General features: G+C 41.3%; 19 protein-coding genes. 10 read left to right on the top strand and 9 right to left on the bottom strand.

Going from position 1 to position 24,006, the window contains the following annotated elements:
- Positions 1-268: 268 nt before the first annotated feature.
- On the bottom strand, positions 269-1,582 hold the full coding sequence (locus B1201_RS15175) for an MFS transporter (RefSeq protein ID WP_078194265.1): 1,314 nt from the start codon (positions 1,580-1,582) through the stop codon (positions 269-271).
- A gap of 145 nt (positions 1,583-1,727) precedes the next feature.
- Positions 1,728-2,369: a PAQR family membrane homeostasis protein TrhA gene (trhA, locus tag B1201_RS15170; protein WP_078194264.1), complete on the bottom strand. Its 642-nt coding sequence runs from the start codon at positions 2,367-2,369 to the stop codon at positions 1,728-1,730.
- Positions 2,370-2,476: 107 nt separating this feature from the next.
- Here trhA and B1201_RS15165 point away from each other — a divergent pair, with 107 nt between their 5' ends.
- Together B1201_RS15165 and B1201_RS15160 are read left to right on the top strand one after the other, a co-directional pair.
- Entirely contained in the window at positions 2,477-3,700 is a 1,224-nt protein-coding gene (locus tag B1201_RS15165; RefSeq protein ID WP_078194263.1) for a class I SAM-dependent methyltransferase, read from the top strand.
- 11 nt (positions 3,701-3,711) lie between these two features.
- Positions 3,712-4,137 (top strand): GNAT family N-acetyltransferase, encoded by a 426-nt coding sequence (locus B1201_RS15160; protein ID WP_228144792.1) that lies wholly within the window; start codon positions 3,712-3,714, stop codon positions 4,135-4,137.
- Between the two features lie 75 nt (positions 4,138-4,212).
- Here the strand turns inward: B1201_RS15160 and B1201_RS15155 are convergent, their stop codons facing one another.
- The 3 genes from B1201_RS15155 to B1201_RS15145 all read right to left on the bottom strand — a co-directional run bounded on the left by B1201_RS15155 (position 4,213) and on the right by B1201_RS15145 (position 8,086).
- On the bottom strand, positions 4,213-4,551 hold the full coding sequence (locus tag B1201_RS15155) for a hypothetical protein (protein ID WP_078194261.1): 339 nt from the start codon (positions 4,549-4,551) through the stop codon (positions 4,213-4,215).
- Positions 4,552-4,736: 185 nt separating this feature from the next.
- Positions 4,737-6,869, bottom strand: coding sequence for a 3-hydroxyacyl-CoA dehydrogenase NAD-binding domain-containing protein (locus B1201_RS15150; RefSeq protein WP_078194260.1), 2,133 nt, complete (start codon positions 6,867-6,869; stop codon positions 4,737-4,739).
- Between the two features lie 11 nt (positions 6,870-6,880).
- On the bottom strand, positions 6,881-8,086 hold the full coding sequence (locus B1201_RS15145; protein WP_078194259.1) for an acetyl-CoA C-acetyltransferase: 1,206 nt from the start codon (positions 8,084-8,086) through the stop codon (positions 6,881-6,883).
- Between the two features lie 206 nt (positions 8,087-8,292).
- Between B1201_RS15145 and B1201_RS15140 the strand changes: the two genes are divergently transcribed.
- Positions 8,293-8,562: a hypothetical protein gene (locus tag B1201_RS15140; RefSeq protein WP_078194284.1), complete on the top strand. Its 270-nt coding sequence runs from the start codon at positions 8,293-8,295 to the stop codon at positions 8,560-8,562.
- Positions 8,563-8,612: 50 nt separating this feature from the next.
- On the opposite strand, the gene B1201_RS15135 is transcribed toward B1201_RS15140, so the two are convergent.
- Positions 8,613-9,623 carry an AraC family transcriptional regulator gene (locus B1201_RS15135; RefSeq protein ID WP_078190094.1) on the bottom strand — a complete coding sequence of 337 codons (1,011 nt, stop codon included), beginning with the start codon at positions 9,621-9,623 and terminating at the stop codon, positions 8,613-8,615.
- Positions 9,624-9,833: 210 nt separating this feature from the next.
- Between B1201_RS15135 and B1201_RS15130 the strand changes: the two genes are divergently transcribed.
- The 5 genes from B1201_RS15130 (at position 9,834) to B1201_RS15110 (ending at position 17,373) form a co-directional block, all read left to right on the top strand.
- Positions 9,834-10,955: a CaiB/BaiF CoA transferase family protein gene (locus tag B1201_RS15130; protein ID WP_078194258.1), complete on the top strand. Its 1,122-nt coding sequence runs from the start codon at positions 9,834-9,836 to the stop codon at positions 10,953-10,955.
- Between the two features lie 216 nt (positions 10,956-11,171).
- Positions 11,172-12,410, top strand: coding sequence for a carbohydrate porin (locus B1201_RS15125; RefSeq protein WP_228144794.1), 1,239 nt, complete (start codon positions 11,172-11,174; stop codon positions 12,408-12,410).
- Between the two features lie 170 nt (positions 12,411-12,580).
- Entirely contained in the window at positions 12,581-14,986 is a 2,406-nt protein-coding gene (locus B1201_RS15120) for a glucose/quinate/shikimate family membrane-bound PQQ-dependent dehydrogenase (protein WP_078194256.1), read from the top strand.
- A 265-nt stretch (positions 14,987-15,251) separates the two neighbouring features.
- Positions 15,252-16,895, top strand: a complete 1,644-nt coding sequence (locus B1201_RS15115; RefSeq protein ID WP_078194255.1) for a nitrite/sulfite reductase — start codon at positions 15,252-15,254, stop codon at positions 16,893-16,895.
- A complete protein-coding gene (locus B1201_RS15110; protein WP_078194254.1) occupies positions 16,888-17,373 on the top strand; it encodes a DUF934 domain-containing protein in 486 nt (161 codons plus the stop codon). Before B1201_RS15115 ends, B1201_RS15110 begins: the two co-directional genes overlap by 8 nt.
- Positions 17,374-17,443: 70 nt before the next feature.
- On the opposite strand, the gene B1201_RS15105 is transcribed toward B1201_RS15110, so the two are convergent.
- The 3 genes from B1201_RS15105 to B1201_RS15095 form a co-directional block, all read right to left on the bottom strand.
- Positions 17,444-17,893, bottom strand: coding sequence for a VOC family protein (locus B1201_RS15105; protein ID WP_078194253.1), 450 nt, complete (start codon positions 17,891-17,893; stop codon positions 17,444-17,446).
- 206 nt (positions 17,894-18,099) lie between these two features.
- On the bottom strand, positions 18,100-19,275 hold the full coding sequence (locus B1201_RS15100; RefSeq protein ID WP_078194252.1) for a thiolase family protein: 1,176 nt from the start codon (positions 19,273-19,275) through the stop codon (positions 18,100-18,102).
- Positions 19,276-19,388: 113 nt separating this feature from the next.
- Positions 19,389-19,910: a GspH/FimT family pseudopilin gene (locus B1201_RS15095; protein ID WP_078194251.1), complete on the bottom strand. Its 522-nt coding sequence runs from the start codon at positions 19,908-19,910 to the stop codon at positions 19,389-19,391.
- A 378-nt stretch (positions 19,911-20,288) separates the two neighbouring features.
- Between B1201_RS15095 and omp38 the strand changes: the two genes are divergently transcribed.
- Both omp38 and B1201_RS15085 read left to right on the top strand, forming a co-directional pair.
- Positions 20,289-21,338, top strand: a complete 1,050-nt coding sequence (gene omp38 / locus B1201_RS15090) for an outer membrane protein Omp38 (protein ID WP_078194250.1) — start codon at positions 20,289-20,291, stop codon at positions 21,336-21,338.
- Positions 21,339-21,769: 431 nt separating this feature from the next.
- Entirely contained in the window at positions 21,770-23,968 is a 2,199-nt protein-coding gene (locus tag B1201_RS15085; protein WP_078194249.1) for a TonB-dependent receptor, read from the top strand.
- Positions 23,969-24,006: the final 38 nt, after the last annotated feature.

The raw sequence follows: 24,006 nt of genomic DNA, 5'->3' as shown, positions 1-24,006 counted from the left end.
CTAAACGGTTTGGTGACTGTTCCTCTTGATGAAGAGCTACAAACCTTGTTTGGTTAATAAAATTGAATCGTGCCATTCATTTGCTGTTTGAAATTAAGTGAATGACCGTGTATTGGAACAGATGATGTGTATTGCTCAGTTGGATCTAAGCTGCATTCATGAATAAAATCGAAATGATGTCAACTATAGAGTAGCTAATCAGGTCATTGACTCAATTTGAGATATAAAAAAGCCAGCAATAGGTGCTGGCTTTTTTATTAAGTGCAGATTAAACCTGATTGTTCACATCATCATTTTTAGTTTCGCGAATCATTAAGAACGCGATCAATGAAAGGATTGATGCCGCAGTTAGGTAGTAACCTACTGCATATAAACCATAGCCAGTTGCAAGTTTAGTTGCGATCAATGGCGCGAAAGATGCACCAAAAATACCAGCCATGTTAAAGGTTAAAGCTGAACCTGTGTAACGTACAGACGTTGGGAAGATTTCAGACAATACCGTACCAATTGGACCATAGGTTAAACCCATGATCGCAAGACCGATACATAGGAATAAGAACACCATCGCAGTACTGCCAGACTCAAGCATGCTTGAGAAGACTAAGCCAAACAATGCTGATACAACACATACCGCAATCGAAGTCGTTTTACGACCAAATTTTTCAGCAAATACAGCAGAAAGTGGAATGAAGGCAGCAAAACAAAGTGTGGCAACCAGTTGAAGTTTTAAAAATTCTTCACGTGTGTAACCCAGCTGGGTTGTACCCCATTGTAAAGCGAATACTGTGGTTAAGTAGAACACAACGAATGTACAAATCGCAGCAATCGTACCGAGAATTAACATCCCCCAGTGCTTAGTGATCACTTCTTTGAACGGAATATTTACTTCTTTTTGCTTATCCAATACTTTTTGGAACGCTGGTGTTTCATGTAATTTTAAACGAATCCACAGACCGACAATAACCAATAGCGCACTTGCAATGAATGGAATACGCCAACCCCATTGCATAAACTCAGCTTCAGACATGAAGTGACCTAAGGTCAAGAATGAGCCTGTTGCAAGAATAAAGCCGATTGGCGCACCTAATTGAGGGAACATACCATACCAAGCACGTTTGCCTTCTGGCGCATTTTCAGTTGCAAGTAGCACGGCACCTGACCATTCACCACCTAAACCAAGACCTTGACCTAAGCGACAAAGTGCAAGCATGAGCGGAGCAGCGATACCAATTTGAGCATAGGTTGGAAGCAAGCCGATACATACTGTAGAAATCCCCATGGTGAGGAGAGCGGCAACTAATGTGGCTTTACGACCGATACGGTCACCTAAATGGCCAAAGAAGGTTGCACCAATCGGGCGAGCAATAAAGGCAATCGCAAACGTTGCTAGAGATTGAATCGTTGCGGTTGTTGGATCTGTACTTGCAGGGAAGAACAGATGCGGGAAGATAATTACAGCCGCAGTTGCATAGATGTAGAAATCGAAGAATTCGATTGTGGTACCTACAAGACTTGCTGTAAGTACGCGGAATTTTGAATTTGTTGGTTGCTGTTCAGTGGCAGCAGCACTTGAAGACGCCATGGTGGACCTTACACTTACTAAAAATAATTGAACTTAGTTTTAAAAGCGTAATCTTTTTAAAAAAGGCGTAATTTCTTAAAAAAATACGAAATACCAACTTACGGACTGCGGAATTAGGGTCACTAAAGAATGCAGTGTCAGTGGGTTATATCACGTAGAGATAAATCGACAGGAAATGTGATCCTGCACCTATCAATACAAAAATATGCCAGATAGCGTGTGTATATCTTACCTTTTTTAAGGCATAAAACAATGCACCGATTGTATAAGATAGCCCGCCAATGATCAGGTAGGTTAAAGCTTGATCAGATAAAAAGCGTTGCATATCATCCATTACCAGTACTGCAAGCCATCCCATCACCAAATAAGCAATCAACGAAATCTTTTGAAAACGATGAATGAAAATTAATTTGAATAGTGTTCCAATAGCGGCAATAACCCACAGTGCAATGAGTAAATAATGCGCTTTTGCGGTAGGCAGTGCGATTGCCAGAAACGGGGTATAAGTGCCTGCAATTAAATAATAGATTGCGGTATGGTCGAGTTTTTTGTACCAACCACGGCGCTCAGGAGATTCTGCGAAGTGATATAGACTCGACGCTGAAAACAATAACAGCATACTGAATGCATACACCCAAAGTGCAAGCCATTGTCCAGTTGGAAGATATGATCCTTTTAAAATCAGTAGGATACCTGCGATGGCCGACAACGCTGCACCGAAAGCATGGGTATAGAAATTCAGTCTTTCTTCAGCTTGGTCATAAGCTAAAAGATGGGGAGGATTCATAACGTATCTTTTATAATAATTTAAATATACACATGTATAGTAATTCAATTTTGCTTTTGGTGTAAGAAGATTTAAAATTGTTTTGCAAATTTATCTAGGTTTATATTATGTCATCATTGGCTTCTCCCTCTACGCAAGAGCAGCAATTTTTAGCGGCCTTTCAGCAAGCCATTGAAACACAGCGTTTTGATCGCATGATCTTGAGTCAGTATAAAGGTGAATTAGACCAATTAGAAAAAATGACCTTACGAGTCATTTCGCTGCAAGGTGAGTCATTTCTTAGCTGTTTATATCGTTATAAAACCCAAGACATCACCAAAAATTATCCAATTGCATCTGCGTATCAACAAGTCGAAAGTTTATTGAGCTGTTGTAAGCAAGCCAACCTGATGACCTTGGATGAAGAAATTCAGCTCAAAAAAAATAAAAAGAAAGCCATGCTAAGCATTAGCAAAAAGCAGCCTGCTTTAGGGAAAAATCCTACGGAGCAGCAAGGGCATGATCGAGCAAAACATCGCTATGTCGATCAAGACAGTTATTTCTTACAGCCACTCGGTATTACGGATGCCAAAGCACAAATTATTCCGAGCATGGCGCGTAAATGGAAACAAATTAATAAATTTGTAGAAATTTTTTCAGGCGCTTTAAGTCAGATTAAAGAGACTGATCAATCTCTACATGTTGTGGATTTTGGTTCAGGCAAGGGATATCTAACTTTTGCATTATATGATTATTTAGCAAAACACCAGCAAGTGCCTAAAGTGACTGGGGTTGAGCTGAATCCAAAAATGGTGGAATTTTGCCAAAGCGTTGCGCAGCAGTCGAAATTCAGCCAACTGGATTTTTTCCAAGGTGATGTTCGTACCTATGCGCCTGAGCGTTTAGATGTCATGATTGCGCTGCACGCCTGTGATGTGGCAACGGACTTTGCGATTCATACCGGCATTCGATTAAATGCGCAAATGATCATGTGTGCGCCATGTTGTCATAAAGAACTGCGTCCGCAATTAAAAGCGCCGCAAGTACTTGCGCCGATGTTGCAATTTGGCATTCATGCAGGTCAGCAAGCAGAAATGCTCACCGACACGATTCGTGCACTTTTATTGAAAGCATATGGTTATGAAACCAAAGTTTTCGAATTTGTGGCACTTGAACATACCAGTAAAAATAAAATGATCTTGGCAACCAAACGTGCAGACTATGTCGAACCTGATCAAGCGGTATTGGCGCAGATCCAAGCTTTAAAAGACATGTATGGCATTCAAAAGCATTCGTTAGAATTATTGTTGAATGATCAATGGGACCAGCAAGATATTGGCTGTAAATGCTAAAGGATGAAGGGATGCAGCAGTTAAATATTCAATTTGGTCCGTGGGAGCAACTGGCATCTGCAGCTCGGCCGATACGTGAACAGGTCTTTATTTTAGAACAGCAGATATCGCCCGAAGATGAATGGGATGCAGAAGATGCGATTTCACTGCATTTTATTGTTCATGATGGGATGAAAGCTATTGCAACTGCACGTTTGTTGAAAAATAACAGTATAGGTCGTGTTGCTGTTTTAAAGGCCTATCGCGGTCAGGGTATTGGTAAAATCTTGATGCAAGCCATTATCGAACAAGCGAAATTAGAGCAACGTGAATATTTAAAACTATCATCACAAGTGCATGCTATACCGTTTTATGCAGCTTTAGGTTTTGTTGTTGAAGGTGCTGAATATTTAGATTGTGGTATTCCGCATCAAGATATGTACATGGCTTTGGCTTAAATACGTAAAATTGGACATCTATATAAAAAAACGCTTAATATTTTAAGCGTTTTTTTATATAGATGAGGTCAAAGCTTAGTGACCATGATCATTCGATGCAGTAGGTTCAGGGCTCATGTCATCCATATGTGCATGTTGTTCTTCAGTCATCTGCATATCTGCTGCAGTCGGCGCAGAAGCTTCACGAGCTGCTTGATCAGCTTGCGCCTTTTTCAACGCTTCTTCTGACATCACAGGGGCATTTTTAAATGCATGCTGTTGAGTATTGTCTTTTTTCTGTTGGCTCGGCATATAGTCTGGTTCATTGGTCACAGCAAGCCAGAAAATACCCATGAATAGCGCACCTAAAATACAGAAGATAATCAGTGCTTTCCAGCCCCACGGTGATTTTTCAGGAGAAGTATGATCAGTCATAACAAGCTACTCAATCGGATAAAAAGAAATCAAAAAACTTGTTACTTTATAACATAAAACAGATGAGAGTTAGCGTAAAATCTAGATTTGTTTGCAAACACGCGAATGCGAAGGAAAATTAAAAGGAGCCGAAGCTCCTTTTTAATGTAATTTCACATCACAAAACGAATGCTGAAAATGAATAATTAAATCTGCTCAGCTTTCGCCACTTTGTCTTTCAGCAATTGCGGTGCTTTGAAGCGTTCGCCGTATTTTGCTTCTAGTGTATTGGCACGAAGTAACGCTTTTTCCAAACCATATTGATTTAAAAATTGAAGTGCACCACCTGTCCAAGGGGCAAAACCAATCCCGAAGATTGATCCGACATTACCATCTACTGTTGATTCAAGTACGCCTTCTTCTAGGCAGCGTAGCGTATCGAGCGACTGTACAAATAGGAAGCGGTCAATCATTTCCTGTTCAGAAATAGCATTATCTTTCTGCCATTTACTCAAGCCTTCCCAGAGGTGCTTTTTACCGCCTTCAGGATATTCATAAAAACCTGCGCCGGCAGCTTTACCTTTACGGCCAAACTCATGAATCATCGTTTGAATCACCTCATCCGCTCCTGAGCGAGGCAGGTCTTTGCCTTCGGTTTGTAGGGCTTTACGTGTTTCATTTGCAACATGCTCAGAGAGTGTTAAAGACACTTCATCTTGAATCGCCAATGGGCCTACAGGCATGCCAGCTTTTAGTGCAGCCATTTCAATGCGGGCAGGGTGTACGCCTTCAGACAGTAGACGTAAACCTTCTTGCACAAAGGTGCCAAAGACACGGCTGGTAAAGAAGCCACGGCTGTCATTGACTACAATTGGTGTTTTGCTAATTTGCTGTACATAGTCATAGGCTTTGGCTAAGGTTTCAGCCGATGTGTTTTTACCTTTAATAATTTCGACCAATTGCATTTTGTCGACAGGGCTAAAGAAATGCAGACCGATAAATTTTGCTTGATCTTGAGATGCATTGGCTAAGCCTGAAATTGGCAAGGTTGAGGTGTTGGATGCAAAAATACCGCCCTCTGCCAAATAGGTTTCTGTTTCTTGCGTCACTTTGGCTTTCAGTTCGACATTTTCAAACACAGCTTCAATGATCAAGTCACAGCCTTGTAGGTCGGCAGCATCTGCAGTGGCATGAATCAGGCCTAAAACATGATCACGTTTTTCTGCACTTAAACGGCCTTGAGATACTTTTTTATCTAGCAGTTTTTGGCTATAGGCTTTGCCTTTTTCAGCAGCTTCTACAGAGATATCCTTGAGTACAACCGCAATGCCTTTTGATGCTGTGGCATAAGCAATGCCTGCACCCATCATGCCTGCACCCAAAATGCCGACTTTGGTGGCTTGCCATTTCGCAACGTCTTTTGGACGGCTTGCACCAGACTTAATAGCGTTGAGACCATGCCAAAAGGTGCCGATCATATTTTTAGAAATTTGACCGGTTGCAAGGTAAGTAAAGTAACGTGATTCAATGGTGAGCGCCGTATCGACATCCACCTGAGCGCCTTCAACCGCAGCTGACATAATGGCTTCAGGCGCAGGGTAACAGCCCTTGGTTTTATCTCGCAGCATAGCGGGGGCAATGGCAAGCATTTGTGCCACCGCTGGAGTTGATGGCGAGCCACCCGGAATTTTATAGCCTTTTACATCATAGGGCTGTTGTGATTTTGGATTGGCTTTGACCCACGCAATGGCTTTGTCCATCAATTCTTCAAGGCTATCTGCAGTGTCTTGAATCAGCCCCAATGATTTGGCTTTTTCGACACCAATTTGTTTGCCTTCCATCAAGAGCGGAAATGCATTTTGCAGACCCAATAAACGTACCATACGAACAATACCGCCACCACCCGGCAGTAAACCTAAGGTTACTTCAGGTAAGCCAAATTTCGCTTTAGCATCATTAAGGGCGATTCGATAATGACAGCCAAGAGCTAACTCCCAGCCGCCGCCAAGCGCTGTGCCATTTAAAGCTGCGACAACTGGAATGCCGCGGGTTTCGATATAACGCAGTTTGGCTTTCATCTCTTCAATCATATTGAAGAATTCAGTTGCATGCTCAGGTGTAGCTTGAATCAGTTCGTCTAAATCACCGCCGGCAAAGAAGGTTTTTTTTGCGGAACGGAAAATAATCCCTGCAATATTTTCATCTGCTTGCAGTTTGTCTACCGTTTCAGCCAGTGCCGTGCGAAAGTCTGCATTCATGGTGTTGGCAGATTGGTTTGGAGAATCTAAAGTTAAAATGACGATATTGTCGGCATTTTTTTCAAATTGAATTGCGCTCATTTTTATTCTCCTTATACCAACTCAATAATCGTTGCGATGCCCATACCGCCACCCACGCAAAGTGTTGCTAAACCGCGTTTTTTACCTTGGCGTTCCAGTTCATCCATCAGGGTGCCTAAAATCATGGCGCCTGTTGCACCCAGCGGATGTCCTAATGCAATTGCACCGCCATTCACATTAACTTTGGTAGGATCAACTTTGAGTTCGGTAATAAAACGCATCACGACTGCTGCAAAAGCTTCGTTCACTTCAAATAGGTCAATATCATCAATGGTTAAGCCAGCTTTGGCTAAGGCTTTACGTGCAGCAGGTGCAGGGCCAGTCAGCATAATGGTCGGATCAGCACCTACCAATGCTGTTGCCAGCACTTTGGCGCGTGGTTTTAAACCTTGTTCTTTGACTGCTTTTTCAGAGGCAAGCAACACCACGGCAGCACCATCTACGATGCCCGATGAGTTGCCTGCATGGTGTACATGGTTGACCGCACCCACTTCAGGATATTTTTGTAAGGCGATGGCATCAAAGCCCATTTGACCCATCATGGCAAAACTTGGGTTGAGTTTGCCTAAGCCTTCTGCTGTGGTCGTTGGTTTAATAAATTCATCTTTGGCTAAAACAGTGACGCCTGCTTTGTCTTTAACCGGAATGACAGATTGGTCAAAATAACCCTTGGCTTGGGCTGCTGCGGCTTTTTGCTGAGAGTTGGCTGCAAAGGCATCCACATCTGCTCGGCTATAACCGTCAATGGTGGCAATTAAATCTGCCCCAATGCCTTGTGGTATAAAATCACAAGCCATATTGGTTTCAGGATCGAGCGCCCAAGGGCCGCCGTCACTGCCCATCGGCACACGAGACATCGACTCTACACCGCCTGCAACCACCAGATCTTCCCAGCCAGAACGCACCTTTTGTGCAGCCATATTTACGGCTTCCAAACCTGATGCACAAAAACGGTTGATTTGTACGCCTGCCACATCATTGTCCCAACCTGCTGCAATGGCTGCGGTTTTTGCAATGTCTGCACCTTGGTCACCAATGGGGGTCACGCAGCCCAGTACAATGTCGTCAACTGCAGCGGTGTCAAATTGATGTCGGTTTTGTAATTCGTTCAATAAACCGGTCAGTAGGCTAATCGGTTTAACGGCATGTAGTGAACCGTCTTTTTTTCCTTTGCCGCGCGGTGTGCGAATGGCATCAATGATGTAAGCCTCGCTCATAATCCTGTCCCTATGATCTATAAATTTTTATTGGTTTTTTGAGTGTACGGATTAATCAACCTAGTGCAATGATGAGAACGGGCGAGTCGTTTGATATTTTTGGTCAACGCTTGCTGCTGAATAAGATAAAAATCAACCTGCATATTGAAAGCGAGGATCGGTTAAGATCAGTTGCTATCGATTCAGTACATATTGAAGATCTGCTTATGCATAAAAATGTGAAGCGAGTGTTGAAAGGTCTGGCTTGGCTAGTACTAGTAGGCTGCTTAGGTTTTGTATGCATGATCGGTTTTTATGTTTTTATGATCTATGGCATTCATCCCTCAGATGAGGGGACGGGCGGTTTAGCCTGTGAGTATGATCGAAATGATCATGTGACCAAGGCAGAAATGTATCGGATACAGGATGGCAAACGCGTGATCACGCCCGTCGATCCATTGCTTTGTCAAAAACAACGTGCAGATTTTCCGAAATAAAAAAACCTGATCGAGATCAGGTTTTAGAGAATGCTATTTTTGAATATTGCTTAGTGATAACCATGTAATTGGCGATATAGGCCTGGTGTTACACCGGTCCACTTTTTAAATGCACGGTGGAAAGTACTGGTTTCACTAAAACCGACTTGCTGTGCAACATCTTCAAGCGTTAAGTCTGGATTAAGCAATAAGTGAATTGCAGCATCACGACGTAAGGCATCTTTCACACCTTGGTAGCTCTTACCTTCAGCGGCTAAACGACGACGTAGTGTTTGCGGCGATAGATACAGCATTGAAGCAACATCGTTCAAGGTTGGCATTTCTTCGCCAATTTGACTCTTCAGCACATCACGGATACGAGATGTTAATGAATTGGTATTTTTAAATTTAACCAATAACTGTGCAGGAGCCGCTTTTAAGAATTCTTCAAGCGTTTCTTCGTTTTGACGAATGGGTAAATCTAAATAATCCGCTGCAAATGTAATTTCAGTTCGTGGTGTATCAAACTGCATGACAGGTGCAAAAAACAAGGCATCATATTCGTCAGCATGTTCAGGACGTTCATAACCGAAGTGAACACGCTCTAAAGGCAGACGACGTTCAATCAACCAAGAAGCGAGACCATGCCAAATCATCAGCATACTTTCTGTAATGAAATGGTCTGGGTCCATAGATTTTGGAATTTGAGGAACTAAACGTGCTTCGTGCTTATCACGTTCTAGTGTCACCGACCATTCATCACCAAACAGTTTGTAGAACTGCGAAGACAATTCGAGTGCATCACCGAGGGTTTTTGCATGAATAATCAATTGGCACATAATGGCAAAAGTACCCAAGCGGCGCGGTTGAATATCAAAACCGACATGTTCGTCTTGGGTCACCATCCACAACATTTTAATAAAACGTGTGTATTGTTCAGGTGAAATACGCGCTTTGGGTTGGCGTAGAAGTTCAGCCTCAATGCCAACATGAGACAATAAAGTTTCGACATCCATGCCGAGACGTTTCACACCTGTTAAGGCTGCGTTGACGAAATGGATACTGATCGTATCACGACTCATGTTTAATCCTTCAGTCTCTTTAATGTTCACAAATGTTTGACCTAAATGACGCTAAAAAAAGAAATCATGGCAATTTACAACAGCGGTTTTGCCATTTTTACATGGTAAATTGCCGAAACTATCAAGGTAAATGGCTGAACATGACATTGTTTTAATCATTTTATATTTCTACCATGGATAAAAAATCTACACAATTAGAGAAAAATATCCATGGAAGCTGCTTTAAAAGGATTGAAAGTACTCGACTTTTCGACATTACTCCCAGGGCCATTTGCGACCTTGTATTTGGCTGACATGGGTGCGGAAGTTGTGCATATTGAGTCACCGACGCGTCCCGATCTAGTTCGTTTGATGCCACCTTATGCCAATGGGCAAGCCACAGCGCATAGTTATTTAAATCGCAATAAACAATCCATCGCATTAGATTTAAAAGATCCGAAAAGTATTGAATTGATCAAAGCCAAAATTTCAGATTTTGATATTGTGGTAGAACAATTTCGTCCAGGTGTCATGCAACGCTTGGGTTTGGATTATGCAGTTTTGGCCGAAATTAATCCGCGACTTATTTATTGCTCGATTACGGGTTATGGTCAAACCGGACATTACAAAGACCGTGCAGGGCATGACATCAATTACTTGGCTTTATCGGGCATTTCAGGTCATAGCGGACGCCAAGACAGTGGCCCGCCACCGATGGGGATTCAAATCGCCGATGTGGCAGGCGGATCAATGCATGCAATTACTGGCATCTTAGCTGCGGTGATTGAGCGTTACCGTAGCGGTTTAGGACAATATATTGATATTTCCATGACCGATTGTGCCGTCGCATTGAACAATATGGCTGCAGCTGGCGTATTGGCTGCCAATGCGGTAACCGCGGCAGAGACGGCACATCTGAATGGCGGAAGTTTCTATGACTATTATCGAACCCAAGATGGTCGTTATCTGTCTATAGGTGGTTTGGAGCCACAGTTTTTACATGGATTGGCGCAAATTCTCGATTTACCCGCTTTAGCGACGCAAGGCATGTCATTTGATTCACAAGATCAGACTGAAATTAAGCATGCAATTGCCCGAAAAATACTAACCAAAACATGGGCTGAGTGGAAAAAGATTTTTGCCTCTCAAGATGTCTGTGTGGAACCAGTTTTAAGTTTGGACGAAGCTCTAAATTCACAATTGGCCCAAGAGCGGCATTGGTGTGTTGAAGTTCCGCTACAAGAAGGCGACACAATGACACAAACTCAACTGGCATGTCCGATTAAATTTTCTAGATCAGCATTGATTTATACCCATGTGGGTAAAACTTTAGGTGCGGATAATTGGTTATGAATGGTATAAAAAAAGGTGATAAGTTAAACAATAAAACCTTTAAAATCTCTTAATTAGATAAATATCTGTGTAAATATTGGGAGTTGTTAACAAAAAAATAAATAAATTATACAAATGTGAGAGTATTATATGAACTATTAACACAATTGGTATATAGGTCTCCAAATGAAAATAGCTGTGAGTAAACTTGGATCTTTATATCTTAGCCTCGGAATAATGCTTGCGGGTTCAGCAACCCAAGCGGCAACTACTGCAGATGCTTTCAGTTCTGAAAGCCCATGGATGCTCGGTGATTGGAACGGTCAACGAACAGCTCTCCAACAGAAAGGTTACGATTTTAGTTTTAGTTATGGTGGCGAATTAGCCACTTTGTTAGATGCAAAGCATGCTTCTGGTCATGGCACTGAATATGCGGACCAATTCGCGATCGGGGCACATCTCGATTTAGAAAAAATTGCGGGTTGGAAAGATACCGAAGCGCAAATCAATATCACTGAACGTAATGGTCGTTCATTGTCTCAAACTTCAGATGCATTAAATGGTCATTTAAGTGCAACACAAGAAGTGTGGGGTCGTGGTCAAACTTGGCGTTTGACTGATTTTTGGATCAAGAAAAAATTCTTAGACCAAAAATTAGATATTAAAGTCGGTCGTTTCGGTGAAGGTGAAGATTTCAACAGCTTTGACTGTGACTTTCAAAACTTAGCACTTTGTGGCTCACAAGTGGGTAACTGGGTCGGTGACCAATGGTACAACTGGCCAGTCAGCCAATGGGCTGCTCGCGTGAAATATAACATTCAGCCTGAACTCTACGCACAAGTCGGGGTTTATGAATACAACCCTGAAAATCTAAAACGTGGTAAAGGTTGGAACTTGAGTACCGATGGTTCTAAAGGTGCGATTATTCCTGCTGAAGTGGTGTGGACTCCAAAAGTGGGGACACAAAAGCTTCCGGGTGAATACCGTGCAGGTTACTACTACAGTACCGCTGATGCCGATGTCATTGATAGCCCAGTAAATGAAAAAGATCACCATCAAGGCGGTTGGATTGTGGCGAAACAACAACTGACAGCACACAAAGACGATGCTTCACGTGGCTTAAGCGGTTTTGTGAATGTCACCGTGCATGACTCAGACACCAATAATGTGAGTGATATGCAAAACATTGGCTTGGTCTACAAAGGTGCATTCGATGCACGTCCTCAGGATGAAATTGCGATTGGTTTAGGTCGTATCAGCATTAATGATGATGTGAATGATGCCAATATTGCCAATAACAGCGTCGATGCACGCGGCCTACAAAGTGAAGAGTATGACGCAGAGATTTACTACGGTATTCATGCGGCAAACTGGCTGACTATTCGTCCTAATATTCAATATATCCGTCACGTCGGTGCTTACAAAAATGGTGAGAATGCGTGGGTCGGCGGTATCAAATTTCAAACAGCATTTTAATTGATGTTCAATTAGAGTTCTTATAAAAGCAATTCGGTAATTCTGAGAAAAATTACGATATTTCCCCTTGAATTGTTTTTGTAACAACTTCTCTTTGCGACATAAAAACGGTGGTGTGTTGAATGTGTTTCACGCACCAAATACAACATTCGACAATAGAGGTGGTCAACATGAGCAACCCATCTACTGGGACTGGGATGCGAACATTTACCGTCGTTGTGATGGCAATTTTCGCCTTGGTTCTATTGATTGGTGGTATCTGGCTGGCAGTCCTTGGCGGTTCTTGGTACTACATTATCGCCGGCCTGTTAATGCTGGCTTCAGCAATATACTTAAGAAAAATTCAAAACAGTTCTTTATACATTTATGCAGCGTTGATGCTGGGTACAGTGATTTGGGGACTTTGGGAGGCAGGTTCTGACTTTTGGGCGCTTGCACCGCGTTTTGATATTTTAGGCTTATTGGGCCTTTGGTTACTGATTCCTGCCGTGACACGCGGTATGGAAAATGGCAAAACTGCGAAAATTACATTATCAGGCACACTGGTGATTGCGATTATCGTGATGATCTATTCAATTTTTAATGATCCGCAAGAAATTCACGGTGAAATTAAAAATGCACAACCTCAAACAGCCAAAGCGATTGAGGGTATTGCTCCTGAAGATTGGCCTGCCTATGGTCGTACACAAGGTGGTGTACGTTATTCTCCACTCACCCAAATCAATAGCGACAACGTTAAAGATTTAGAAGTAGCATGGACTTTCCGTACAGGTGAGTTACCAACAGAAAATGACTCAGGTGAAACCACAAACCAAGTCACTCCGATTAAAGTCGGCAATGACATGTTTATGTGTACAACTCACCAACGTTTAATTGCACTTGATCCTGCGACAGGTAAACAAAAATGGGCATTCGATCCAAAACTTAAAGCGGACAATACCTATCAACATTTAACATGTCGTGGTGTGTCTTATTTTGACGCAGCAAATACCACTCAGTTTGCAAAAAGCTTAGAGAACAAACGCTCGACTTCAACTGAATGTCCGCGCAAAGTGATCTTGCCTGTAAATGATGGTCGTTTGGTTGCAGTCAATGCTGACACAGGTAAAGCATGTAGTGATTTTGGTCATAACGGCAAAGTCGATCTACAAAAAGATATGCCTTATCCGTATCCGGGTGGTTATATCCCAACTTCACCTCCAGTGGTTACTGGCACAACCATTGTGATTGGCGGTTCAACTACCGATAACTTCTCGACTAAAGAGCCATCTGGTGTCATCCGTGGTTATGATGTCAATACCGGTGAATTATTGTGGATCTTTGATACAGGGGCGGAAGATCCAAATGCCATGCCAGGCGAAGGTCAAAAATACTCTGTAGCCTCACCGAATGCATGGGCACCTTTAGCATATGACGAAAAACTTGACATCGTTTATGTGCCAACAGGTGTAGGCACACCAGACATTTTTGGTGGTCACCGTACGCCATTAGATGAACGCTATGCAAACTCAATGTTGGCATTAAATGCATCAACAGGTAAATTAATTTGGAATTTCCAAACCACGCATCATGATTTGTGGGATATGGATGTACCATCACAACCTTCATTGGCAGATATCAAAGATAAATCGGGTAATACTGTTCCTGCGATCTATGTCTTAACCAAAACAGGTAATGCATTCGTCCTTGACCGTCGTACCGGTAAAGCGATTGTGCCAATCACCGAAAAAGCAGTTCCACAAACTGTAAAACGTGGTCCACAAACTAAAGGTGAGCATTATTCTGCAACTCAACCATTCTCTGATTTTGATTTAGCACCAAAAGATAAATTGACTGATAAACAAATGTGGGGTGCCACTATGTTTGACCAGTTGATGTGTCGTGTGTATTTCAAATCATTAAACTACGACGGTATTTATACACCACCTTCTGAAAATGGCACATTGGTATTCCCAGGTAACCTTGGGGTATTTGAATGGGGTGGTATGTCGGTGAACCAAGACCGTCAAGTTGCTGTGATGAACCCAATTGGCTTGCCATTTGTGACTAAGTTGATTCCTACAGATCCAAACCGTGAGCAAACTGCGAAAGGTGCGGGTACTGAACAAGGCGTGCAACCGATGTATGGCGTACCTTATGGGGTGGAAATCAAAGCATTCTTGTCACCACTTGGCTTACCTTGTAAACAACCTTCATGGGGCTTTACTGCAGGTGTAGATTTAAATACACATGAAGTGGTCTGGAAAAAACGTATAGGTACAATTCGTGATAGTTTACCGAAATTGTTCCAATTACCTGCTGTGAAAATTGGTGTACCGGGTCTTGGTGGATCAATCTCGACTGCTGGTAATGTCATGTTTGTAGGCGCAACACAAGATAACTATATCCGTGCAATCAATGTAACGAATGGTGATACTTTGTGGGAAGGTCGTCTACCCGCAGGTGGTCAAGCGACTCCAATGACTTATGAAGCAAATGGTAAACAATATGTTGTGATCATGGCTGGTGGTCATGGTTCATTTGGTACAAAACTTGGTGATTACCTTGTTGCGTATGCTTTACCAGATAAAAAATAAGTGATTTTACATCGCTAAATAAAAAGCCCTATTTATCGGGCTTTTTATTGGCTTAAATTCTTTATGTAAATTTATGCTAAGTAATGGAGAAATAATTCAATATATTAATAAATAAAAAGTAAATGACCGGAATCCGCTATATCAGTGAAATTGCGACAGTCTTATCAATAAAATCGCTATTAAATATGTAAAAAACGCATTTTCTTGATAGATAAAATCTCGTTATGCTGTGCATTGTTATAATAGAAATTACTAGCTGTACGCCATGTATTTATATACTGATTTTGACCAGCAACTGGTTAATGAACGTGTTGCACAGTTCCGTGATCAAACGGAACGTTATTTAGCAGGTAAATTGACGGAAGATGAATACCGTCCACTGCGTCTTCAAAACGGCCTTTATGTACAGCGTTATGCACCGATGCTACGTATTGCAGTACCTTATGGCCTGATGAATTCTAAACAATTACGTAAAATTGCGTCATTGGCTCAGGACTATGACCGTGGTTATGCGCACGTATCTACTCGTCAAAACATTCAGTTTAACTGGCCTGCACTAGAAAATGTGCCTGATATGTTACAAGAGCTCGCATCTGTTCAAATGCATGCGATTCAAACTTCGGGTAACTGTATTCGTAACACAACTACTGACCAATATGCAGGTGTGGTTGCGGGTGAAATTGCTGACCCACGCCCAACGTGTGAATTGATTCGTCAATGGTCAACTTTCCACCCAGAATTCGCTTTCTTGCCACGTAAGTTCAAGATTGCAGTTTCAGCACTGGAAGAAACTGATCGTGCGGCAACGTCTTTCCATGATATCGGTGTGTATATCGTGAAAAATGAAGCAGGCGAGATTGGCTATAAAATCAAAGTTGGTGGTGGTTTAGGCCGTACACCAGTGATTGGTAGCTTTATTCGTGACTTCTTGCCACGTGAAGATTTGATTGCTTATTTAGAAGCGGTACTTCGTGTATACAACTTACACGGTCGTCGTGATAACAAATATAAAGCGCGTATCAAAATTTTGGTGAAAGCATTAACACCAGAAGTATTTGCAGAGAAAGTTGAAGCTGAATTTGCACATACCATCAAAACGTTAAAAATCGATGCTGATACCTTGGCGAAAATGGATGAGAACTTCACACCATTTGATTACCAAGATTATGCGGATGAAGATTTCGCAGAGCAATTTGCCGCAGAGCCGAAATTTAAACAATGGTTCAACATCAACACCAATGCACATAAAGTCAAAGGTTACCGCATCGTTACGATTTCTTTGAAACGTGCGGGTATTGCACCGGGCGATATGACTGTTGAAGAAATGAACCTGATTGCTGACTTGGCTGACAAATATACCTTTGGTGAGTTCCGTACCACACATGAGCAAAACATTGCGCTTGTGGATGTACCGCAAAAAGATTTGTTTGATCTATGGAAAATCCTTGATCAACACAATCTTGCACGTGCGCATATTGGGTTCTTAACCGATATCATTTGCTGCCCAGGTGGTGATTTCTGTTCATTAGCAAATGCGAAATCGATTCCAATTTCTGAAGCCATTACACGTCGTTTTGATGACTTAGATACCATTTACAATTTAGGTAAATTGGATCTGAACATCTCTGGTTGTATGAATGCGTGTGGTCACCACCATGTCGGTAATATCGGTATTTTAGGTGTAGATAAAAAGGGTGCTGAGTTCTATCAAATCACTTTGGGTGGTAATGCCGACCATGATGCATCAATTGGTGACATCTTAGGCCCATCATTTGCAGCCGAAGTTGTACCAGACATCATTGAAGAAATCTTAAATACTTATCTAGACCTTCGTGCAGAAGGCGAAGAGTTTATTGATACTTACCGCCGTGTTGGCATCCAACCATTTAAGGAGCGTGCATATGCTTAATACAGCACTACAAGTCCTCTCTAAAGATGGCTCGATTGCAGACAATACTTACCAAGTCATTGGTGAAGATGGTGTGTTGCCACAAGGTGACGTGGTTTTAACAGTTGAGCAGTTAGATCAACTTGCGAATGTGTCTGGTAAAAAAGCACTTTTCGTAACGGTGGATGCTTCACCTGAAACCAATGAATTCCCGCTTGACCAGTTAGATGCTATTTTCATCGAATTTGCCGGTTTTAACGATGGTCGAGGTTACTCATTTGCTGCATTGTTACGTCGCCAAGGTTTTCAAGGCGAGCTACGTGCAACAGGTGATGTATTCAAAGATGTGTTGAACTACATGAAGCGTTCAGGTTTCGATACTTTTGTGGTGAAAGAAGGTAAAGATATTGCTGAAGCTGCTGCTGGCTTAGATGATTTTACCAATCCATATCAAGCTTCAACTGCAGTGCCGCAAGCGCATTATCAAACAGGTGCTTAAGTGCCATGATTGATTAAAAAAGCCTCCGTTCGGAGGCTTTTTTATTGATCGAAATACTTTTAATGAGTGATTATTCATTTTTAAGCTGGCAATTGACCATCCATTTAATGCCAAACTGATCGGTAAATGCGCCATACAGCGCGTCCCAGAAGGTCTTTTCGAGAGGCATTTCTATAGAGCCTCCTTTGGACAATGCATCAAACAATCGTTTGGCTTCAGCTTGTTCACTGCTTTCTAAATTAATCGAAATATAATGATTGCTGCCTACGGTAAAGGTTTGGTTGGTTTGTGCACAAAATTGTTCGTTGACATCTGAGGCCATCAGCACGGTAAATTCATTGATTGGTAGGGAAATATGCATAATCTTTTGCCGATCTGCATCGGATAGTGAAATGCCTTCCTCGGCAGGCATATCGCCATAACGCATCACATTGAGGAATTCTCCACCAAATACAGAACGATAAAAATTAAAGGCTGCTTCGGTATTGCCTTGAAAATTCAAGTAGTGATTGAGCTGCATAAAGGTCATCCATTTTTATTATGTCGACATTTATTTTAAGAGCCTTGGCTGAGCTGTATGTGAACAATTTATGTCTAAAATGTAAGCATAAAAAATCCCTCTTACAGAGGGATTTTCAGTCTCCCTCCTTTATTAAAGGAGGGGTTAGGGGAGGATTAAAGAATATTCCCTCTAAATCGCCCTTTGTGAAGGGAGTCAGCAGAGGATTAAAGCAATTCAATCGCCACAGCAGTCGCTTCACCACCGCCAATACACAGCGCTGCAATACCACGTTTACCGCCTGTACGTTTTAATGCATGGATCAGCGTTAAGATAATGCGTGAACCTGTAGAACCAACAGGATGTCCAAGCGCACAAGCACCCCCGTTGATATTTACTTTTTCAGCATCTAATTTAAATTCATCAATAGGGCACATCGTGACCATGGCAAAAGCTTCATTAATTTCCCATAAATCGACATCAGCAACATTCCAACCCGATTTATCTAGAACTTTTTGAATTGCGCCTACAGGTGCAATAGTAAATTCTGAAGGATGCTGTGAATTTGATGCATAAGCCACAATTTTCGCTAGTGGATTTAAGCCCTTTGCTGATGCTTGTTCTGCTGATGTTAATACTAAAGCAGACGCACCATCAGAAATAGAACTGGCATTGGCAGCGGTAATTGTTCCATCTTTAGCAAAAGCAGGGCGCAGTGTTGGAATTTTTTCGATATTGGCGTTAAAAGGCTGTTCATCTTTATCGATAATCACATCGCCTTTACGACTTGAAACAGTGACAGGCACGATTTCGTCAGCAAAATAACCCTCAGTAATTGCAGTTTGAGCACGTTTAAGCGAGCGAATGGCGAAGTCATCCATTTGTTCACGTGTATAGCCTTTTGTGTTTGCCATATCCTGCGCAAAAGAACCCATGAGTCGGCCCGTTTCTGCATCTTCTAAACCATCTAAGAACATATGATCTTTAACGTCACCGTGGCCCATACGGTAGCCAGCTCGTGCTTTGGTCAAAACATAAGGGGCATTGGTCATAGACTCCATACCACCTGCAACTACGACTTGAGCTGATCCTGCCTTGATCATATCTGCCGCTTGCATAACAGCTTTCATACCTGAACCACACAGCTTATTGATGGTTACGGCACCAGTTGAATCTGGAAGACCAGCCTGACGCATCGCTTGACGGGCAGGACCTTGTTTCAGGCCAGCCGGAAGCACACAACCCATAATGACTTCTTCAACATCTATCGGTTGTAAACCCGCGCGTTCGATGGCTGCTTTAATCGTAACTGCGCCTAATTCTGGTGCAGTGACAGCGGCTAAACTCCCTTGAAAACCACCCATTGCAGTACGGGCTCCATTCACGATGACGATATCAGTCATTACATATCTCCATTTTCTTATACATTAATTTTTGAATACGTCAGCAGTATAAGTAAAATTGAACAGGAATAAAGCAAATTTAGAAGGCTGCTATGGACTCGCCGGTTCTCAAATTAGCAACTGGCTGGGTTTTCAAATCGTAAATGTCCCATTCGACTTAAGACTGCTCGGATCGGTTGAAGCGTTGATTTTGAACAGTAGTAGAAACTACCATTTGAACCATTGGGTAAACCGGAGCTGGCCTGAAAGGTTAGGCTCGGAATGTGTAAAGTCCCACGCCAAGACAGATCGCCATATTTTAAGTTGAGTTTGTCTTGTCGTAATATTTTTTCATTTGCATCGACTTGACGGTTTTTATTACTGTCAATAAATATGATCAGTCCACTGTTCCAGTTGTTAGGTTGGCAAAGTTTAAAGTCAAGACTAGGACAAATCACAATATTGGAGTGATAAATTGTGGCCTGAGCCCGTGCGAATGCATTGTGATTTTGAATAGTCGATTTGATGTTATTCGCTTCTCGCTGCGCCATTAAATTGTTGAAATGTGGTAAAGCTATCGTCACGATAATGACCATAATCGCGATTGAGACCAAAAGTTCAAATAGAGTAAAGCCGGTTTCTTTGTTGTAAGGCATTGATTTAATCCAAAATTTAATATTGTTTTTATATGTTTAATGTTATATGTGTTTTTAATGGCGATATTAATTTTGAGTATAGAATTTTATTACTCAATTTTAGATAAAGCTGTTAAAATGAAAATAGCAAGTGACAATAGGCGATTCACTGCTCAAAATTGAGTAAAAATTTACCGAATTACAACGGAAATTGTAAGTAATTTTGTCAATAATTTACTTGATTAGATTAATCAAGCACTTGGAAAAAGAAAAAAGTGTTTGTATGATTCAGCGTGAATAGCTTAAAAAAAAAACTGGGGTATAAGAAAGCCTATCTCAGGATAGCCAATTTTTCGGCTTGAGCTTGAACAACAATTGTTATCTCTGGAGGATAAATCCATGAAAATGAGTCGTATTGCATTAGCAATGCTCGTAGCTGCTCCTTTAGCAGCTGCAAACGCAGGCGTAACTGTTACTCCATTAATGCTTGGTTACACTTTCCAAGATTCTGAACACAACAACAGCCGTGGCAACCTTACTGAAGGTCCAGAGCTACAAGACGACTTGTTTGTTGGTGCAGCACTTGGTGTTGAATTAACTCCATGGTTAGGTTTCGAAGCTGAATACAACCAAGTTAAAGGCGATGTGGATACTGATTGGGGTGAGTACAAACAAACTCAAATCAACGGTAACTTCTATGCTACTTCTGATTTGATCACTAAAAACTATGACAGCAAAGTTAAGCCATATGTATTGTTAGGTGCTGGTCACTACAAATACAAATTTGACGAAGCTGCTGCTCGTGGTTTAGGTGCTGACCGTGGTACTACTGAAGAAGGTACTTTGGGTAATGCTGGTCTAGGTGCTTTCTGGCGCTTAAACGATGCTTTATCTCTACGTACTGAAGCTCGTGCTACTTACAACATCGATGAAGATTTCTGGAACTACACAGCTTTAGCTGGTCTTAACGTAGTTCTTGGCGGTCACTTGAAACCTGCTGCTCCTGTAGTTGAAGTTGCTCCTGTAACTCCAGTTGCTCCAGTTGCTCCAGCTCCTCAAGAGTTGACTGAAGATCTTAACATGGAACTTCGTGTGTTCTTTGATACAAACAAATCAAACATCAAAGATCAATACAAACCTGAAATCGCTAAAGTAGCTGAAAAATTAGGCGAATACCCTAATGCTACAGCTAAAATCGAAGGTCACACAGACAACACTGGTCCACGTGCTCTAAACGAACGTTTATCACTAGCTCGTGCTAACTCTGTTAAATCTTCACTTGTTAACGAATACAACGTTGACCCAGCTCGTTTATCTACTCAAGGTTTCGCGTGGGATCAACCGATCGCTGACAACAACACTAAAGAAGGCCGTGCTATGAACCGTCGCGTATTCGCTACGATTTCTGGTAGCCGTACTGTAGTGGCTCAACCTGGTCAAGCTCAATAATTTGAGTTTAACTTCGGTTATAAAAAAGCGGCTCTTTTGAGTCGCTTTTTTTTTGTTAAAAAATTAAAAAAGAGACTTAAATTTGGCTAAAAGGCACTAACTAAAATGCCTTATTAACTTTTGAATAATCGTAGGATGTAAATGGATACATCTATTCATGTAGCAATTAAGTATGTAAAAATTCAAATTATTTGTATATTAATTAATCATTTGTTTGCCTGAGAACTTTAATTTAACATGCACAGTTTGTGTTTTTATTTTTTATAAAATTAATAATAAACAATTATTTACATTTGTCTTATCTACAATTTATAAAAAATGAATATTTATATTTTTCATTAAAAAAATATTATCATCGAGATTCATGATGCAGTTAAGAATTATTCTAAATATAATAATGATTATTATTCAAATAAATTAAGCGTTCAACAATGATCAATTTTCCAAAAACTCATTTAGTCCGTACGATTTCAATCGCGATCTTAGGGGTGGGCACATCTGCAGTAGTAAATGCAGCAGAGCGAACCGTGCTTGAAACAATTGAAATTGAGGTACCTGCAGAAAAGCAACTTGCAAATGGTAAGTTGAAAGCGCAGACAGAACTTGGTGCTTTGGGAAATAAAAAAATTGTCGATACGCCATTTAGCGTTGCTGCATATAGTGAAAAGTTAATTGAAGAACAGCAGGCTACGACTGTTGGTGAAGTATTAAAAAATGATGCGAGTATCCGTATTACAACCAACCAAGGTCATTTAAACGAAAACTTTAATATTCGTGGCTTTGACATCAATCACGATGACATTGCACTCAATGGTATGTACGGTATGGCGCCTTATGGACGCGTACCGACTGAATTTCTAGATTCGGTAACGGTTTTAAAAGGCCCGAATGCCTTGGTTGCAGGTATGTCGCCTGCTGGCGGGGTCGGTGGTGTGGTCATCGCTAAAACTAAGCGTGCAGATAAAGAAAAAACTCAAGTTTCAGCTTCAATGGAAGAAGGTGGTTTTTACCAATCAGGTTTTGACGTTTCGCGACGTTTTGGTGCTGAAAAAGAATTTGGTCTACGTGTGAATGGTGCTTATGGTCAAGGTGAGCACATTATTGAAGGCATGGAAGATAAACATGCATCAGGTGCAATTGCTGCAGACTATACAACGGATAAGTTAAAACTTAATTTTGATGCCTATGCGGTACGTGATGATCGTAATGGTGGTTCACCTGCGATGGTAGGGTTCATTTCATGTGAAGGAATTACTAATCCCAAAAAATGCACTAAGCCTTTACGATTAATGGACGCTCCTGAAGGGGATACTAATTATTTCTCTAATTTAGAAGGTCACACCAATACACAATTTGCGGGGTTATCAGGAGAATATAAATTTAATGATACGTTGCAATTTAATGCTGGTGTTGGTCAAGTCGAGAAAAAATATCGTGGTCATATCTTTGGTACACGCTTTATTGTAAATGATAGTAATACTGGCGATGCAACTTCTCAATATTACCGTGTAGGTATGAATGAGAAGAACACAACTGCGAATTTTGGAGTAGTTAGTAATTTCAGTACCGCTGCAATAAAACATACTTTGGGTTTACGCGCAGACTATTTGGAACGCAAAACGAGCCAGCATAGCGGGCAAGGTGCAACACCAGTAGAGTATCCGACTAATATTTATGATCCTAGCTCTAATGAAATGATGCCTGAAGGTAAGCCACTTATGGCTTCATTATTGGATAATAAATATATTAGTTATACTCTTACTGATCAGCTTTCCCTGTTAGATGATAAATTGCAGCTGATTGTCGGTGCACGCTATCAGGATATCGATACCAAGAATTTACAAAGAAAGACTGGCTATCAAGATGATAAAATTTCGCCTAGCTTAGGTGTTGTGGTTAAACCTTTTGGTGAGAATCTTTCTATTTATGCAAACTATGTAGAGGGACTTTCTGAAGGGGTAACGGTGAATAACGTTGCAGATGCTAACAATAATGTTACTTTCGCGCCATTTCAAACTAAGCAATATGAATTGGGTGCAAAATATCAAGCAGGTTCTTGGTTGAATACATTTGCCCTTTATCAAATTGAAAAACCATCGACCATGGTATCTTCATATTCTGATGGTCAACCCAATAGTACAATCAATCAAATTACCACAGATGATGCAGAAACACGTTCACGTGGCGTGGAATGGGCATTTTCAGGAGAGATTTATACAGGTCTAAATCTGATGGGTAGTTTGGCTTATATCGATGCTGAATATACCAAAGCAGCGGTGAAAAAGGGTGTAACTAATCAAGGTAATTCGATATATGGTATTCCTGACTTTACCGCAACGCTTGGCTTAGATTATGCAGTACCTTATGTAGATGGATTAAATGTGAATGCGCGTGCAAATTATGTGAGTGAACAATATTTAAATGAAACTAATAGTCTTAAACTACCAGACTATACAATCTTAGATTTAGGTGCGCGTTATAAAACCAATTTGGGTGGTGTAAATACTACATTCTTAGCCAATATTGCTAACGTGACTGATGAGAAATATTGGGAAGGTACATTCAACTCAGGTTATGCCTTAGTGGGTGGTCCACGTACCTATAAAGTCGGCGTGACTTTTGATTTCTAAGTTAGTTTAATTTTTTTAATATAAAAAGCCACCTATTT

The organism is Acinetobacter sp. ANC 5600 (assembly GCF_002018395.1).
Lineage (GTDB): Bacteria > Pseudomonadota > Gammaproteobacteria > Pseudomonadales > Moraxellaceae > Acinetobacter > Acinetobacter amyesii.
This window is presented reverse-complemented; position numbering and strand designations above follow the sequence as displayed.